This is a genomic window from Actinacidiphila cocklensis, assembly GCF_907177275.1.
GTDB lineage: Bacteria > Actinomycetota > Actinomycetes > Streptomycetales > Streptomycetaceae > Actinacidiphila > Actinacidiphila cocklensis.
This window is the reverse complement of sequence record NZ_CAJSLV010000024.1, coordinates 195,399-210,357: the sequence shown is the minus strand read 5'-3', so window position 1 is coordinate 210,357 and position 14,959 is coordinate 195,399. Positions and strand designations below refer to the sequence as shown.

General features: G+C 72.2%; 13 protein-coding genes and 1 riboswitch. Of the genes, 7 read left to right on the top strand and 6 right to left on the bottom strand.

Features of this window, described 5'->3' with window-relative positions; translation table 11 throughout:
• Positions 1 to 1,376: DUF5691 domain-containing protein (locus NFU81_RS04875; RefSeq protein WP_251485310.1), on the top strand; the 1,376-nt coding region annotated here is incomplete at its 5' end.
• Between the two features lie 31 nt (positions 1,377 to 1,407).
• Here NFU81_RS04875 and NFU81_RS04870 read toward each other — a convergent pair.
• The 5 genes from NFU81_RS04870 to NFU81_RS04850 all read right to left on the bottom strand — a co-directional run bounded on the left by NFU81_RS04870 (position 1,408) and on the right by NFU81_RS04850 (position 5,132).
• Positions 1,408 to 1,920, bottom strand: coding sequence for a hypothetical protein (locus NFU81_RS04870; protein WP_251485307.1), 513 nt, complete (start codon positions 1,918 to 1,920; stop codon positions 1,408 to 1,410).
• A gap of 9 nt (positions 1,921 to 1,929) precedes the next feature.
• Positions 1,930 to 2,424 (bottom strand): hypothetical protein, encoded by a 495-nt coding sequence (locus NFU81_RS04865; RefSeq protein ID WP_251485303.1) that lies wholly within the window; start codon positions 2,422 to 2,424, stop codon positions 1,930 to 1,932.
• 39 nt (positions 2,425 to 2,463) lie between these two features.
• Positions 2,464 to 3,852 carry a protein kinase family protein gene (locus tag NFU81_RS04860; RefSeq protein WP_251485300.1) on the bottom strand — a complete coding sequence of 463 codons (1,389 nt, stop codon included), beginning with the start codon at positions 3,850 to 3,852 and terminating at the stop codon, positions 2,464 to 2,466.
• 13 nt (positions 3,853 to 3,865) lie between these two features.
• On the bottom strand, positions 3,866 to 4,456 hold the full coding sequence (locus NFU81_RS04855) for a hypothetical protein (RefSeq protein ID WP_251485297.1): 591 nt from the start codon (positions 4,454 to 4,456) through the stop codon (positions 3,866 to 3,868).
• A 268-nt stretch (positions 4,457 to 4,724) separates the two neighbouring features.
• Positions 4,725 to 5,132: a coenzyme B12-dependent isobutyryl CoA mutase small subunit gene (locus tag NFU81_RS04850; protein ID WP_251485295.1), complete on the bottom strand. Its 408-nt coding sequence runs from the start codon at positions 5,130 to 5,132 to the stop codon at positions 4,725 to 4,727.
• 388 nt (positions 5,133 to 5,520) lie between these two features.
• On the opposite strand from NFU81_RS04850, the gene NFU81_RS04845 reads away from it, so the two are divergent.
• Together NFU81_RS04845 and NFU81_RS04840 are read left to right on the top strand one after the other, a co-directional pair.
• Positions 5,521 to 6,444: an esterase/lipase family protein gene (locus tag NFU81_RS04845; RefSeq protein WP_479688502.1), complete on the top strand. Its 924-nt coding sequence runs from the start codon at positions 5,521 to 5,523 to the stop codon at positions 6,442 to 6,444.
• A 139-nt stretch (positions 6,445 to 6,583) separates the two neighbouring features.
• Complete coding sequence (locus NFU81_RS04840; RefSeq protein ID WP_251485294.1) at positions 6,584 to 8,113, top strand: M23 family metallopeptidase; 1,530 nt, start codon at positions 6,584 to 6,586, stop codon at positions 8,111 to 8,113.
• A 40-nt stretch (positions 8,114 to 8,153) separates the two neighbouring features.
• Here NFU81_RS04840 and pcrA read toward each other — a convergent pair whose 3' ends face one another.
• A complete protein-coding gene (gene pcrA / locus NFU81_RS04835; protein ID WP_251485293.1) occupies positions 8,154 to 10,580 on the bottom strand; it encodes a DNA helicase PcrA in 2,427 nt (808 codons plus the stop codon).
• A gap of 203 nt (positions 10,581 to 10,783) precedes the next feature.
• Here pcrA and NFU81_RS04830 point away from each other — a divergent pair, with 203 nt between their 5' ends.
• The 4 genes from NFU81_RS04830 (at position 10,784) to NFU81_RS04815 (ending at position 14,793) form a co-directional block, all read left to right on the top strand.
• Positions 10,784 to 11,923 (top strand): C40 family peptidase, encoded by a 1,140-nt coding sequence (locus NFU81_RS04830; RefSeq protein WP_251485292.1) that lies wholly within the window; start codon positions 10,784 to 10,786, stop codon positions 11,921 to 11,923.
• Between the two features lie 130 nt (positions 11,924 to 12,053).
• Positions 12,054 to 12,210: riboswitch (cyclic di-AMP (ydaO/yuaA leader) on the top strand.
• Positions 12,211 to 12,217: 7 nt separating this feature from the next.
• A complete protein-coding gene (locus NFU81_RS04825) occupies positions 12,218 to 13,267 on the top strand; it encodes a C40 family peptidase (protein ID WP_251485291.1) in 1,050 nt (349 codons plus the stop codon).
• Positions 13,268 to 13,369: 102 nt separating this feature from the next.
• The gene (locus tag NFU81_RS04820; RefSeq protein ID WP_251485290.1) at positions 13,370 to 13,789 is read left to right on the top strand and encodes an SgcJ/EcaC family oxidoreductase; all 420 of its coding nucleotides are present in this window, start codon (positions 13,370 to 13,372) and stop codon (positions 13,787 to 13,789) included.
• The gene (locus NFU81_RS04815) at positions 13,786 to 14,793 is read left to right on the top strand and encodes a sigma-70 family RNA polymerase sigma factor (RefSeq protein ID WP_251485289.1); all 1,008 of its coding nucleotides are present in this window, start codon (positions 13,786 to 13,788) and stop codon (positions 14,791 to 14,793) included. The genes NFU81_RS04820 and NFU81_RS04815 overlap by 4 nt, the downstream gene beginning before the upstream one ends.
• Positions 14,794 to 14,959 lie beyond the last annotated feature (166 nt).

Below are 14,959 nucleotides of genomic sequence, written 5' to 3'. Positions count from 1 at the left end.
GGGCGGAACTGCCCGACGCCGCCCGACGCCGGCTGGGCCTGCTGCTGGCCGACCGCACCGCGGGAGGCGGCGGCAACAGGCGGGGCTCGGCCCCGAACCTGGCGGAGTTGCTGCCGCAGTGGCTGGCGGCGGCCCGCCGGGAGGGCTACGCGGCACCGCCGGAGTTGCTGCCGGCGCTGCTGGACGCGGCCCGGGCGCGTACGGATCTGCGGGCGGACGCGCTGGCGTTCGCCGGCCCGCGCGGGCACTGGCTCGCGGGGCTGAACCCGGACTGGAAGTACGCGTTGCGGGCCGGCGCGGGAGCGGCGGCCGGGCCGGAGCCGGACGGGCCGGAAGCCGCGGAACGGCTCTGGGAGGAAGGGCTGTTCGCCGAGCGGATCGCCCTGCTGAGCCGGCTGCGGGCGTCCGCGCCCGGCACGGCGCTGGCGCTGCTGACGGCGACGTGGAAGAGCGAGCGGGCCGAGGACCGGCTGATGTTCCTGGACTCGTTGCGGACCGGGCTGTCCGCGGCGGACGAGCCGTTCCTCGAACAGGCCCTGACCGACCGCAGCCGCAACGTACGGGCGACGGCGGCCGAGTTGCTCTCCGCGCTGCCCGGGTCCGCGCTGGCCGCGCGGATGGCGGGCAGGGCGCGCAGCTGCGTGTCGCTCGGGCCTGACGGCATCGTGGTGGAGGCGCCCTACGAGTGCGACGCGGCGATGGAGCGGGACGGGGTGGCGCCGCGGCCGCCCAACGGGAGGGGCGAACGGGCATGGTGGCTGGGCCAGTTGGTGGACGCGGCACCGCTGGCGACCTGGCCTGCGCGGTTCGGCGGCCGCACACCGGACCAGATCATCGCGCTGCCTGTGCTGGACGACTGGCAGCCGGACCTGCACGCGTCCTGGTGCCGGGCTGCTGTCCGGCAGCGGGACACCGCGTGGGCGCGGGCGCTGCTCGGGCCGCCGCCCGCCGCGGCCGCGCCGCTCGCCGCGGTCGGCGACCCGGCGAAGCTGCTGTCGATCCTGCCGGAGGGGGAACGGGCGGAGTGGGTGGCGGCGTTCATCGCGGCGCACGGGTTGTCGGAGGCGTTCCAGATGCTGGGGGTGTGCGCGGTGCCGTGGGCCGTGCCGCTGGGGCGGGCGGTGGTGGACGCGCTGGATATCGCGCGGGACGCGGGCAGTTACCCGTGGAGCTTCAGCGGGGTGATGGGGCTGGCCGAGCGCTGCCTCGACCCGGCGGGCGCGGAGCAGGTCGCCGCGCTGGCGGGGGGCGGGGAGGGGGCGCCCGACGCGGGGCCGGGCGCGGCGGCGTATTGGGGGGAGGCGTTCCAGCGGCTGAGCAGTACGTTGCGTCTGCGCGGCGTGATGCTCGGTGAGCTGCGCGCGGCCCAGCCCTGACCGACCTTCGAGCGGCCCCGGACGAGCAGGGTCAGAGTTTGCCGAGGGAGAGGCCCCGCCAGCTCCAGCCTGCGGTGAGGACGCAGGCCTGAAGGGCGTGCTTCAGGTCGTCCGTGTCGAAGCGGTAGGACTCGCGGCGTTCGCGGGTGCCGTCGGGCGCGTGGCCGAACTCGTAGCCGACGAACTTCTTGTGGAGCTGGCCGCGGCTGCTGGACTGGGTGCGCTTGCGCGGGGAGTTCTCGCCGGTGAGGGTGAATTCCGAGTGGTGGTCCAGGGAGCGGACCTCGCCGGTCTCCGGGAGCAGGCGCATCCGGATCTGGAAGTCCTCGCAGTCCTGGACCCGGCCGAAGAGTCCCTTCCTGGCCAGTTTCACCAGCTGGAACTCGGCGACCAGGTCGACGCCTTCGGGGGCACCGTCGCGGACGACGTACCGCACGTCGGGGCGGTTGAGCGCGAGCAGGGCCGCGCGGACGTCGGCGGCGGGGCGCTGGGCGCGGCCGGGCTCGGGCTGCAGGGTGACGTTGCGCCGGTCGAAGAGGCTCACTGCTGCACCCTACTCAGCGCCGGCGTCGGGGCCGACGCTGCGGACGAAGTCCTGGAAGTCGCCGAGGACGTCGTCGTGCTGGCCGGCGGTGGCGGTCAGCGCCAGCCGGATCACGGCCCGCCGGTGCGGGTCGTCGTCGTCCAGCAGGGACAGGTAGACCTGGGTCTGGAGGAGCGCGTGCCGCACCCCGTGGAGGACGGAGGTGAAGGAGAGTTGCTGCGTCAGGCCGGGCGCGTCCGCGGAGCCGACCTCCTGGCGGCCGGTGAGCACCACGGAGTCGGCGATGCCGCGCATGCGCTGGACGGACTCGTCGGCGATCCCGGCCAGCGGGGTGTCGTCTGGCCGGTAGTCGCCGTCGATGGTGATGTTGGCGGTGAAGTCGCCGTCCGGCTTCGGGTACAGCGCGACGAAGGCGACGTCGGGAGCACCGACCTCGTCCGGCGGGGCCGGACGCCAGCCGTCCGGCAGCCGGAATTCGATCGGCACCGGAAGCATCGTGGACATTTCAGACTCCCTTACCCAGCTGTACGTCGGAGCGGCAGGTCAGAACAGGCTGCCGATGCCGTGGCCGATGGATTTGGCCACGCCGCCGGCCTTGCCTGCCGCCTTTCCGACATCGTGCGCGATATTCCCCGCCGCGTCGGCCGCGTCGTGCGCCGCGTCGGAGACCTTGTGCGGGTCGACGGTGAACTCGAAGCCGACCTCGCCGCCGAGCCCGAGCGCCGCGCCGACCTTGCCGCCGAAGTGGTATTTGCCGTCGTCGCCCTTGCCGAACTCCACCTTGGCGTCGGCGCCCACGCCCGCCCAGCCCTCGGCGGTCGAACCCGCGCCGATCCCGCCGGCCTCCACACCGCCGGCGACCGAGCCCTTCGCGCCGGCGAAGGCCTTCACCCCGGCGCTGACCCCCTGGAGCCCGGCCTTGGCGCTGGCGGACGCCTCGGCGCCGGCGAGTCCGGACCCGCGCCCGTAGACACCGACGTCGCCGGCCTCGATGCGCCCCTCGGTGAGCGCCCGCGCGCCCGCGGACACCTCGGCGGTGCCGCCGATGCCCTTGTCGGTGAAGCCGTAGTTGGCGGAGGCCCTGGCGCCCACGTTGGCGTCGGCGATGCCGGACAGCTTCAGCGAGCCGTTGGTCAGGGTGCCCTTCGCGGTGACGTGGCCGAGGTCGGCGTACGCCTTGGCGGAGCCCTGCTTGCCGTAGCCGGTGCCGCTGGTGGAGACGCCGGCGTTGGGGCCGAGCACGGTGGTGGAGCCGTCGGCGTGCCAGCCGTCGGTCTGTGTCTTGCCGTCCCTGCCGTCCCTGCCGTCCCTGCCGTGCGTCGCGCCCTGCGGCAGGTCGCCGTCGGCGTGCGCGTTGAAGCCGCCGATGCCGCCGCCGTCCGGCGAGGTGTCGCCCGCGGCGCGGGTGAGCGCCAGTTTGACGCTCTGGTCCGCGTCGTCGACGGCGTGCACCGCCTTGGCTATCTCGGCGGTCCACTCCTGGGCGGCCTGGCTGTACTGGGCCGTCAGGGTGCTGTACTCCGGGTCGTGCCGGTAGTCGAACCGCTCCTTCTCGGTGAGCTTGTCGAAGCCGACGTAGGTGGCGACGCCGTTGGCGTCGACCTTGTAGTCCTTGGCCTCGGCGTCCGCGACGAGGTCCTTGACGGCCTTCTGCCGCCAGGTCAGCTCGGTGTGGGCCTCCTTGAGGAGGCTGGCGACGGCCAGCGCCTCCGTCTTGGCGGCCGCGTACTCGAAGGAGGTGGCCGCGGACCCGCCCTGCTGGGCGCCGAAGGCCATGCCCTGCCAGTTGCCGTTGCCCAGGGCGGCCTGTACGTGCTTCTGGTAGTCGGTCTGCAGCGCGCCGAAGCGCTCGCCCATCTTCTGCCAGGCGTCGGACACGTCCGACAGCGGTGACAGGTCGGCGGTCATGACGTCGTGGTAGGTCAGCGGCACGGTCGGTCCCCGGTCACATCTGGTCGAGGCTGGTGGGCAGCGGCTGGAATATCGGGTTGGTCCCGACCATGGGTTCCGTCCCGCCGAGCGGGTTGGTCCCTGACGCGGGGTTCGTACTGACCGGCGGGCTCGTGAGCAGCGGGTTCGCGCCGGCCGCCGGATTCGTGCCGATCAGCGGGTTCGCGCCGGCCGCCGGATTCGTGCCGATCAGCGGGTTCGTCACCAGCGGGTTCCCGACGGCGGGGTCGGTCCCGAGCGCGGGATTCGTGCCGATCAGCGGGTTGGTGACCAGCGGATTGCCGAAGGTGAGGGCGTTGCCCGCACCCGTGTCCTGGTCGAGGAAGAGGGTCTTCGTGCCGCGCAGCGCGCTCAGCTCGTTCTGGAGCCGCCCCATCAGGCGGTCCGCCTGGCCCCGCCAGACGGTCATCGCCGAGGACAGCCCGCTGTCGGTGGCCCAGGCGGAGAGCCCCGAGAGGCCGGTGTCGGGCTTGGCGGCGTTGAATATCGGTGGCGGGGCCGGGGCGGTCATCGGCGGATGCACCACGCCGCCGCCCTCGCCCATGGCGCCTGCCGACCGGGTGTCGGGCAGCAGGTTCTGCTCCATGTACGTCACGGCACGTTGTTTGTCGCTCGCCGAGCTGGCCAGCGTCGGCCCCTGCGGATGCTGTCCTTCGGTGCCCCCGGAACCCACGGGTCGTCCCCCTCGCGCACGCGCCGCCCCACCTGGCGGCGCCGAGCTGACGCACGATCAGGTGCTTGCGCAGCACCCTACGGGTCCGGCCGGTGCGGAGGACAACCTTCCAGTGACACAGGGGGAAACTCTGGCCCACGATCGGGCCGGGTTACCCCCTGTCACACAGGTCCCCGGGGTTTCAGGCGGCGGACGGCACGTTCTCGTTGACCCAGGCCACGACATCGCCCGTGGGGGTGCCGGGGGTGAAGATCGCCGCGACGCCGAGTTCCTTGAGCGGGGCGATGTCGGCCTCGGGGATGATGCCGCCGCCGAAGACCTTGATGTCCTCGGCCTCGCGGTCCTTGAGCAGCTCGATGACCTTGGCGAAGAGCGTCATGTGGGCGCCGGACAGGATGGACAGGCCGATGGCGTCGGCGTCCTCCTGGATGGCGGTGTCGACCACCTGCTCGGGGGTCTGGTGGAGGCCGGTGTAGATGACCTCCATACCGGCGTCCCTGAGCGCCCGGGCGATGACCTTCGCCCCGCGGTCGTGACCGTCGAGTCCAGGTTTGGCGACCACTACGCGGATCGGACCGGACACACCCATCTCTGCCTCCATGCGCATGGCTCGCGTGCCGTGGACGTCGCTCCTGACCGCGGCGCGGGGAGCGCTGCGGGAACGCGTGTGAACGAACGTTATCGTCCGCGTCCGGCGCCCGTCAGTTTTACGGATGGCACCGAGGGGGAAATCACACAGTGGGACACATTCCCCAGAGGTGGGCCGGCGGCGGCCTGCACGGGCGTAGGGACACGCCCGGGCCGTCCGGCGACCCGTCGGGTTTTTCTGAGGAGCCGCTGTCAGGACGCCGCATTGCCGCGCTCGCTAGCCGCAGGGCGTGGCGATGCGGCATCCGCGGACCCCGTCCGCGGGCGTCGGCTCCCCGATGGTGGCACCGGGGTCACCGCTGATTCCGGGCCGCGACGGGAGGTGGGCCATGGCCGGCCGTTCGTCGGGGGCGGAGCAGGGCTCGGGACGAGGCGCGAGAAAAGGCGCAGGAGAGGGCGCCGACCGGGAGGAAGGACCCGGAGCAGGCCATCAGCGCGGCCCCGCGGAGAGGCCGGGCGAGGAGCCGCAGGAAGCGGCCGCGGGCAGCACGGGGAGCCGCCTGTGGCACGGCGTCGGCCTGGCCAGGGCCACCGCGGTGGACTTGGCAGTGCTCGCGGGCCATCTGGTGATGTATCCGACCGGCATGTTCCCGGAGCGCGACGACCAGGCCCGGGAGGCGGTCAGGGCGCATCCGCCCGTACTGCTGCTGCACGGCTTCGTGGACAACCGCTCGGCCTTCGCCGTGCTGCGCCGCTCCCTGCATCAGCACGGTTGGCCGCAGGTGCAGGCACTGAACTACTCACCGCTCATCGGCGACATCCGTGCCGCGGCCGAGCAGCTGGGCCGCCATGTGGAGGAGGTCTGCGCGCACACCGGCCGCCGCAGGGTCGACGTCGTCGGGCACAGCCTCGGCGGCCTGATCGCCCGCTACTACGTCCAGCGGCTGGGCGGTGACCTGCGGATCCGTACGCTGGTCACGCTGGGTACACCCCACTCCGGCACCCGGGCGGTCCCGGCGCTCGCGCCGCACCCGATCATCCGGCAGATGCGGCCGGGCTCCGAGGTGCTCGCCGAGCTGGCGGAACCGGCTCCAGGGTGCCGTACACGGTTCGTCGCGTTCTGGAGCGACCTGGACCAGCTGATGATCCCGGTGGAGGCGGCACGCCTGGTCCATCCGGACCTGCCGGCGGAAAACGTCATGGTCAGCGGGGTGGGGCACCTCGCGCTACCGGTGCACGGCACGGTCGTGAGCGAGATCCGCCGGGCCTTGGCAGGCACCAGACCGCTACGCTCCGCGATCGAGGCGGCATAACGGACACATAACGGCCGGATATCGACCGAACGCCGGGCAAGCCGGACGTCACGTTACGGGCAGAGATTGTCGCCGTCCCCTACAGCGGGCTACAGTCACCGCTAATTCTCCTGCTGCCGAGGCGAAAGAGAAGCTGGCGGTGAACGAACGTCACCCGTCGGGGTACACCCCCGACTACGACGCCTACGCGTACGACGCCTATTCCACGGGCGCCTACCAGGCTGTCGGCACCCTCTTCGCGGACGACACCACGACCGGGACGTACGGGTACATCCCGCAGCAGCCCCTGCCGTCCTCCGGCTACGACCAGCCGCCGGCCCAGGGCCCGCAGCAGGGCCAGGACTACGCCTACAGCACCGGCTACGGCGCGGACTACGGCCAGGCCCCGCAGCACCCCCAGCCCGAGCAGCAGAGCTACGACCCGTACGGATACCCGGCCGGCGCCACGTACTACGACACCGGCACGTACGACGCCCAGCAGTTCGCGTCGTACCAGCAGGACTACCAGCGCGAGTACCCGCAGGAGGCCTACCAGGCGTCCCAGCAGGAGTACCAGCAGCCGCAGGCGCCGCAGCAGCCCCTCCCGCAGCAGCAGGACTGGGACTCCGGCGCCTACCCGACGTACGGCTCCGGCTACGGATACGGCTACGACGCCGGCGGCGACACCGGCATCTACGAGCAGTTCCCGCCGCAGCAGCAGTACGAGCAGCAGCCGCAGCACCAGTACACCTACGACTACCAGGCACCGGCCCTCGAGCCCGAGGCGCCCGCCGAGCCGGAGGCGTACGAGTACACGTACGCCTACGAGCCTGCGGCCGAGGCAACGGCTGCGACGGCGACCGCGACGGCCGTCGAGGCGGAAGACGGCCTCGCTGACGAGCCGGGCGCCGCAGAGCGGCACGACTACGCCGCCGACAGCTACGAGGCGGGCGTCCCGGTCGCCCGCAGCCGCCGCCGCAAGCCCGCCAAGCGCTCCGCGCTGCTCACCGTCGCGGTGCCCTCGGTCGCCGTGATGGGCGTGGCGGCGGTCGGTGCGGCCGCCGTGACCGGTGTGGGCATGGCGCAGGACTCGGGCAGCGCGAAGGCCGACGCCACGACGACCGGCAAGGCGCCGACGACCCAGCTCGACCGGCAGCTCGCCGGGGTGAGCCAAAACGCCAGCGACTTCGCGGACCGGGCCAGCCGCACCCAGGAGCGGATCGACCTCAAGGACCGGCAGGCGGCCGCGAAGCGCGCGGCGGACGCGGCGGCGGCCCGCAAGGAGGCGCTGCGGCCGAAGTTCCTGCTGCCGGTCAAGCAGAAGGGGCTCAGCGCCTACTTCGGGCAGGCCGGCGTCAACTGGATGGCCCTGCACACCGGCATCGACTTCCCGGTGATGGTCGGCACCCCGGTGATGGCGGTCACCGACGGCACCGTCCGCACGCAGTGGAGCAACTCCTACGGCAACATGGCCATCGTCACCGCCCCTGACGGCACCGAGACCTGGTACTGCCACCTGAGCAGCACGAAGATCCGCAGCGGTTCGGTCAAGGCCGGCACGGTCATCGCCTACTCGGGCAACACCGGCAACACCACGGGGCCGCACCTCCACCTGGAGGTACGGCCGGGCGGCGGCTCACCGATAGACCCGCTGCCGTGGCTGCTCAAGCACGGCCTCGACCCGCGCTGAAGAACCGCCGGGCGGGCCTGCTCCCGACGGGAACCAGGCCCTAGAGCTTCTCCACCGGCGCGTACCGCAGCAGCAGCTGCTTGGGGCGCTCGTCACCGAAGTCGATCGTCGCCTTCTCGTCACCGGGCTGACCGGTGACCGCGACGACCGTGCCCAGGCCGAACTGGTCGTGGGTGACCCGGTCGCCGACCGTGAGCGAGATGACCGGCCGGTCGCCGGTCGAGCGCCGGGTCGCGAAACCGCCCGAGGCCCCGCCCCGCCGGCCGCCGCCGAGCGTGCTGGACAGCGACGCGGCCGCCTTCGACACCGGGGCGCCGGCGCCCGCGGCCGAGCCGGTCCGCTTCCACTCGATGAGCGTCTCGGGGATCTCCTCCAGGAAGCGCGACGGCGGGTTGTACGCCGGCTGGCCCCAGGCGCTGCGCATCATCGAGCGGGTCAGGTAGAGGCGTTCGCGGGCGCGGGTGATGCCCACGTACGCCAGCCGCCGCTCCTCCTCCAGCTCCTTGACCTGTCCCAGCGCCCGCATGTGCGGGAAGACGCCGTCCTCCATGCCGGTCAGGAAGACGACGGGGAACTCCAGTCCCTTGGCGGTGTGCAGGGTCATCAGCGTGATGACGCCGCCCGCCTCCGCGTCGTCGTCGGGGATCTGGTCGGAGTCGGCGACCAGGGCGACGCGCTCCAGGAACTCGGCCAGGGTGCCCGGCTCCTCCTCGCCGCGCTCCTGCTCGAACTCCAGCGCCACCGCCGCCAGTTCCTGGAGGTTCTCCACCCGGGTCTCGTCCTGCGGGTCGGTCGAGGCCTGCAACTCGGCCAGGTAGCCGGTGCGTTCGAGCACGGCCTCCAGCACGACGGCGGGTCCCGCGCCGGATTCGACGATGGTGCGCAGCTCGTCCATCAGGGTGTTGAACCGCCGGACGGCGTTCGCCGAGCGCGCGGCCATGCCGTACGCCTCGTCGACGCGGCGCAGGGCGGCGGCGAACGAGACCTTCTCGCGCAGCGCGAGGGCGTCGATCATCGCCTCGGCACGGTCGCCGATACCGCGCTTGGGCACGTTGAGGATGCGCCGCAGCGGCACGCCGTCCTCGGGGTTGGCCAGCACCCGCAGGTACGCGAGGACGTCGCGGACCTCGCGCCGCTCGTAGAAGCGGACGCCGCCGACGACCTTGTAGGGCAGGCCGACCCGGATGAAGACCTCTTCGAAGACCCGGGACTGCGCGTTGGTGCGGTAGAAGACGGCGACGTCGCCCGGCCGGGCGTCGCCCGCGTCGGTGAGGCGGTCTATCTCGTCGGCGACGAACTGCGCCTCGTCGTGCTCCTGGTCGGCGGCGTAGCCGACGATGACCGGGCCGTTGCCGGACTCGGTCCACAGGTTCTTGGCCCGCCGCCCCGCGTTGCGCTCGATGACGGCGTTCGCGGCGGACAGGATCGTCTGCGTGGAGCGGTAGTTCTGCTCCAGCAGGATCGTGCGGGCGTCCGGGTAGTCCTCCTCGAACTGGAGGATGTTGCGGATGGTGGCGCCGCGGAAGGCGTAGATGGACTGGTCGGCGTCACCGACGACGCACAGCTCCGCCGCCTCCTCGCCCGGCCCCACCAGCTCGCGCACCAGGGTGTACTGGGCGTGGTTGGTGTCCTGGTACTCGTCGACCAGGACGTGCCGGAAGCGCCGCCGGTAGTGCTCGGCGACGTCGGGGAAGGCCTGCAGCAGGTTGACGGTGGTCATGATGATGTCGTCGAAGTCCAGCGCGTTGGCCTCGCGCAGCCGGGCCTGGTAGAGCACGTAGGCCTCGGCGAGCTTCTTCTCGAAGCCGTTCTCCGCCTGCCCGGCGAACGTCTCCTCGTCGATCAGCTCGTTCTTGAGGTTGGAGATCTTCGCGCTGAAGGACTTCGGCGGATACTGCTTCGGGTCCAGGTCGAGGTCCCGGCAGACCAGGGCCATCAGGCGCTTGGAGTCGGCGGCGTCGTAGATCGAGAACGACGAGGTGAAGCCGAGCACCTTCGACTCGCGGCGCAGGATGCGGACGCAGGCGCTGTGGAAGGTGGAGACCCACATGACCTTCGCGCGCGGGCCGACCAGCTGCTCGACCCGCTCCTTCATCTCGCCCGCGGCCTTGTTGGTGAAGGTGATCGCGAGGATCGAGCCGGGGTGGACGTCGCGGGCGGCGAGCAGGTGGGCGATGCGGTGGGTCAGCACCCGGGTCTTGCCCGAGCCCGCGCCGGCGACGATGAGCAGCGGCCCGCCGGAGTGCTCCACGGCGGCGCGCTGCTGGTCGTTGAGCCCTTCGAGCAGCTGCGCGGGATCGGTGGCCGGGCGCGGGGCGCCGTCGCGGTAGTACGCGTCGCGCCCGCCGCCGTCGTGCCCTCCGCCGCCGGGTCCCCAGTCCTCCGGGGGCGGCGGCGCATCGGGGTCGGCAGGTTCCGGCGCCACGTGCAGACCGGGCAGGAAGTCGTCGTCAAAGAGGCTGCTCATCGCCTCCCGAGTCTAGGCGCCCGCACCGACACCGACGCCCGCTTCCGCACGGGTGGCACCTGTACCACGCTGCGTGACATCCGAACCGGATTCGGACTTGATTACGAAAAGGTATCGGGCCTATCGGACACCGCCCTTCCCAGCGGCGCCGCCACCCGGCTACGGTGCCGCACCAGGCAGCGTCCGAAAGGAGTCCGCCGGGAATGGCGACACACCGTAAGGCCCGTACCGCGATACTGACCGCCCCGCGCACCGCGGTGGGGCTGACGACGGCCGCCCTGGCGACCGTGACCCTGCTCTCGGAGACGGCGGGCGCCGCGCCCGCCTCCCCCGCCCCCCAGCCGTCGATCGCCGAGGTGAAGGCGAAGGTCGACGCGCTGATGCACCAGGCGGAGGTGGCGACCGAGACCTACAACGGCGCCAAGGAGAAGACGACCGCGCAGAACGCGACCGTCAACAGGCTGCTGGCGCAGGCCGCCCAGAAGACGCAGGCGCTCAACGACTCGCGCCGGGTCCTGGGGCAGTACGCGGCCGCGCAGTACCGCAGCGGCGGCGACGACTCGACCGGTCGCTACCTGATGGCGTCGGACCCGCAGGACCTGATGGACCAGACGCACATGGCCGATGTGCTGGGCAAGCGGCAGAAGTCGGCCGTCGACTCCTACCGGGTCCAGCAGGCGGCGGCGACCCAGCAGCGCATCGAGGCGGCCAAGAGCCTGGCGACGCTGACCACCCAGCAGGCGCAGCTGCGGGCCGCCAAGGCCGATGTGCAGACCAAGCTGGGCGCGGCCCAGAAGCTGCTGAACAGCCTCACCGCGCAGGAGAAGGCGCGGCTGGCCGCGCTCCAGGCCAAGCAGGAGGAGGAGGCCAGGAAGAAGGCCGCCGCCATCGCCGCCCAGGAGAAGGCCAGGGCGGCGGCCGCGGCGGCAGCGGCCGCCGCGGCGAAGAAGTCCGGGACCACCGCCCCGACCAGCCCGACCGTTCCGGCGAACGCGTCGGTCGCCGACAAGGCCATCGCCTTCGCGCGCGCCCAGATCGGCGAGCCGTACGTGTGGGGCGCGACGGGGCCGAACTCGTGGGACTGCTCGGGCCTGACGCAGGCGGCGTACCGGGCGGCCGGCGTGACGCTGCCGCGGACCACCGGCGAGCAGGTCGTGGTCGGCTCCAGGGTGTCGCAGTCCGACATGCAGCCGGGCGACCTCGTCTTCTTCTACAGCGACCACAGCCACGTCGGGATCTACATCGGCGGCGGCGAGATGATCCACGCTCCGCACACGGGAACGGTCGTCAAGGTCGCACCGATCACCGAAATGCCGATCTATGGAGTAGTTCGTCCCTACTGACCCACTCACCAACCGTAAGATCACAAAGCGATTTCGGTCACGTTGCGATCCAAACTTCCCACGATCCGGAGAAGTTGAGTACGGTAGCCCGCTAGGCGACGTGTTCCCCGCCGGTGACAGTGCCGGCACCGCGCCGCCTCCGCTCAATCCGGCCCAGGCCGGAACCGGGGACCCACCACGCACCATCGGGGTGAATCGGGACAGACGCCGTCAGGTGTCAGGACCGTAGGGCTACCTTCCCAGCCCGAACCCGTCAGCTAACCCGGTCGGCGGTTCACGGAAGGAGTCGCCTTCGTGGCGTCGCACCGCAAGCCGCGTCCGCGGATACTCGCCTCGACCGCCCCCCGTGCGGCAGTCGGCGTCACCGCGGCGGCCATCGCCTCGGTCACCCTGCTCAGCGAGAGCGCGAACGCGGCGCCCGCCAAGCCCTCCATCGCCCAGGTCAAGGCGCAGATCGACACCCTGAACCAGCAGGCCGAGGTCGCGACGCAGAACTACGACCAGGCCAAGGAGCAGGCGGACACGCAGCGCGCGAAGACCGACCAGCTGCTCGCGCAGGTCGCGCAGAAGACCCAGCAGATGAACGAATCGCGCCGGGTGCTGGGCCAGTTCGCCAGCGAGCAGTACCGCGACGGGGGCATCGACCAGACCGTGCAGCTGCTGCTGGCCCCCGACCCCGAGCAGTTCCTGAACCAGTCGCACATGGTCAACCAGCTGTCGGCCACCCAGACCGACGCGCTGAAGACCTACCAGGTGCAGCAGGAGCAGGCGTCGATCCAGCGGGCGCAGGCCACCGCGAGCCTGACGAAGCTCACCACGGCGCAGCAGTCGCTGGCCACCCAGAAGAAGACGGTGCAGACCAAGCTGGCCACCGCGCAGAAGCTGCTCAACAGCCTCACCGCCGAGCAGCGCGCCAAGATCGCCAGCATGGACAAGCCCAAGAGCTCGTCCTCCTCCAGCACGAAGACCAGCTACACCTACAACGGGCCCGCGACCGGCCGTGCCGCCGCCGCCATCAACTTCGCGCTCGCCCAGCGCGGCAAGCCGTACGTCTACGGCGCCACGGGCCCCGGCTCGTACGACTGCTCGGGCCTGACCCAGGCGGCCTACCGCGCCGCGGGCGTCACGCTCGGACGAACCACCTACGACCAGGCCAAGGACGGCGTCACCGTCTCGAAGGCCGACCTGCGGCCCGGTGACCTGGTCTTCTTCTACTCGGGGCTGTCCCATGTGGGCATCTACCTGGGCAACGGCGAGATCGTGCACGCCCCGCACACCGGCGCGGTCGTCGAGGTCGCCCCGCTGAGCTGGATGCCCTTCGCCACCGCCCGCCGCGTGGCGTAAGGGCACTCCCCCGCATCTCGCTGCCGCAGGACCGATTCCTTTTGCCCCCTCACCGGGTCTGTACTACCGCAGGACCCGGTGAGGCAGGAGAGGAAGAGTCCCATGACCAGCAGCCCGGTGGCCGAGGCCGCCGCCCCGTACGACAGCGCCGTCCGCGAGGTCTTCCGCGAGGTGTCGCGGGCCTGGGCGGCCGGTGACGCGTCCGCCTTCACTGCCTGGTACGCCCTCAAGGCGTCGGTGGTGCTGCCCGGCTCCCGCCTGGAAGGCGAGGAGGACATCAGGACCACGATGGCCGGGGCGTTCGCGGGACCGCTGCACGGCACCCGGCGCGTCCACGACATCGAGCGCATCCGGCTGCTCTGCTCGGACGTCGCGCTGGTGCACACCAGCAGCGCCACCCTCCGGGAGGGGCAGCGCGAACCGGCGCCCGAGCAGCGTGAGAAGGTCACCTGGGTGCTGGCCAGGCACCACGGACGCTGGCTGATCGAGGCGTACCACAGCAGCCCCGCGGACCCGGCGTGACCGCCGCCGCACCGTACGAGGCCGACTTCGCCCGGCTCACCGAGCCGTACCGCCGCGAACTGCTGGCGCACTGCTACCGGATGCTCGGCTCGGTGCACGACGCCGAGGACCTGGTGCAGGAGACGTACCTGCGGGCCTGGCGGGCGTACGCCGACTTCGAGGGGCGGTCCTCGCTGCGGACCTGGCTCTACCGGATCGCGACCAACACCTGCCTGACCGCGCTGGGGCACGCCTCGCGGCGCCAGCTGCCGTCCGGCCTCGGCGCCCCGGGCGCGCAGGCCGCGGCCCCCGCCGCCGACGGGCAGGTCAGCTGGCTCGAACCGCTGCCGGACGCCCTGGTTACGGAGAGGGCGGACGACCCCGAGGCGGTCGCGGTGAGCCGGGAGACGCTGCGGCTCGCGCTGGTCGCCAGCCTGCAGTACCTGCCGCCCCGGCAGCGGGCGGTGCTGCTGCTGCGCGAGGTGCTCGGCATCCCCGCCGCGGACGTCGCCGCGATGCTCGACACCACCGTCGTCGCCGTGAAGAGCAGCCTGCAGCGCGCCCGGGCGCGCATCGAGGCGGTCGCACCGGCCGCCGACCATGTCGTGGAACCGGACGAGCCGCAGGTCAAGGCGCTGCTCGACCGCTACGTCGAGGCGTTCGTGACCGCCGACGCGGCCGGGCTGCAACGGCTGCTGCGGGCCGACGCGACGCTCGAACTGCTGCCGTCGCCGGTCTGGTACGCGGGCGAGGACGCGGCGGCGCAGGCCATGTCGGGCCTCGGCTCGCCCGGCGACTGGCGGATGGTCCCGGTCGGCGCCAACGGGCAGCCCGCGGCGGTGGCCTACCTGCGGGACGGCACGGTGCACCGGGCCTACGGCGTCGTCGTCCTGACCGCAGGACCCGCGGCGGACGGCGGCGGCCTGGCGATCGCCCGCATCACCGTCTTCGCCGACCCCGGGCTGACGGCCGTCTTCGGCCTGCCGCCGGTGTACGAGGACGCGCCGCGGGCGGCGCTGCGGTGAGCCGGGAGCCGGCGTATCGGTCAGCCTGGGTCCGTTTGCGCCCCGCTCACCCGTCGAACGGCGGTCGTTTCCTTGCAGGAGGTGACCGATAGGGGGCAGTCCCGGTCACCGCGGCCCGGTCTGCCCCCGGGCAGGTTTAGCGTCGCTCCTCAGGTGGCCGACACCC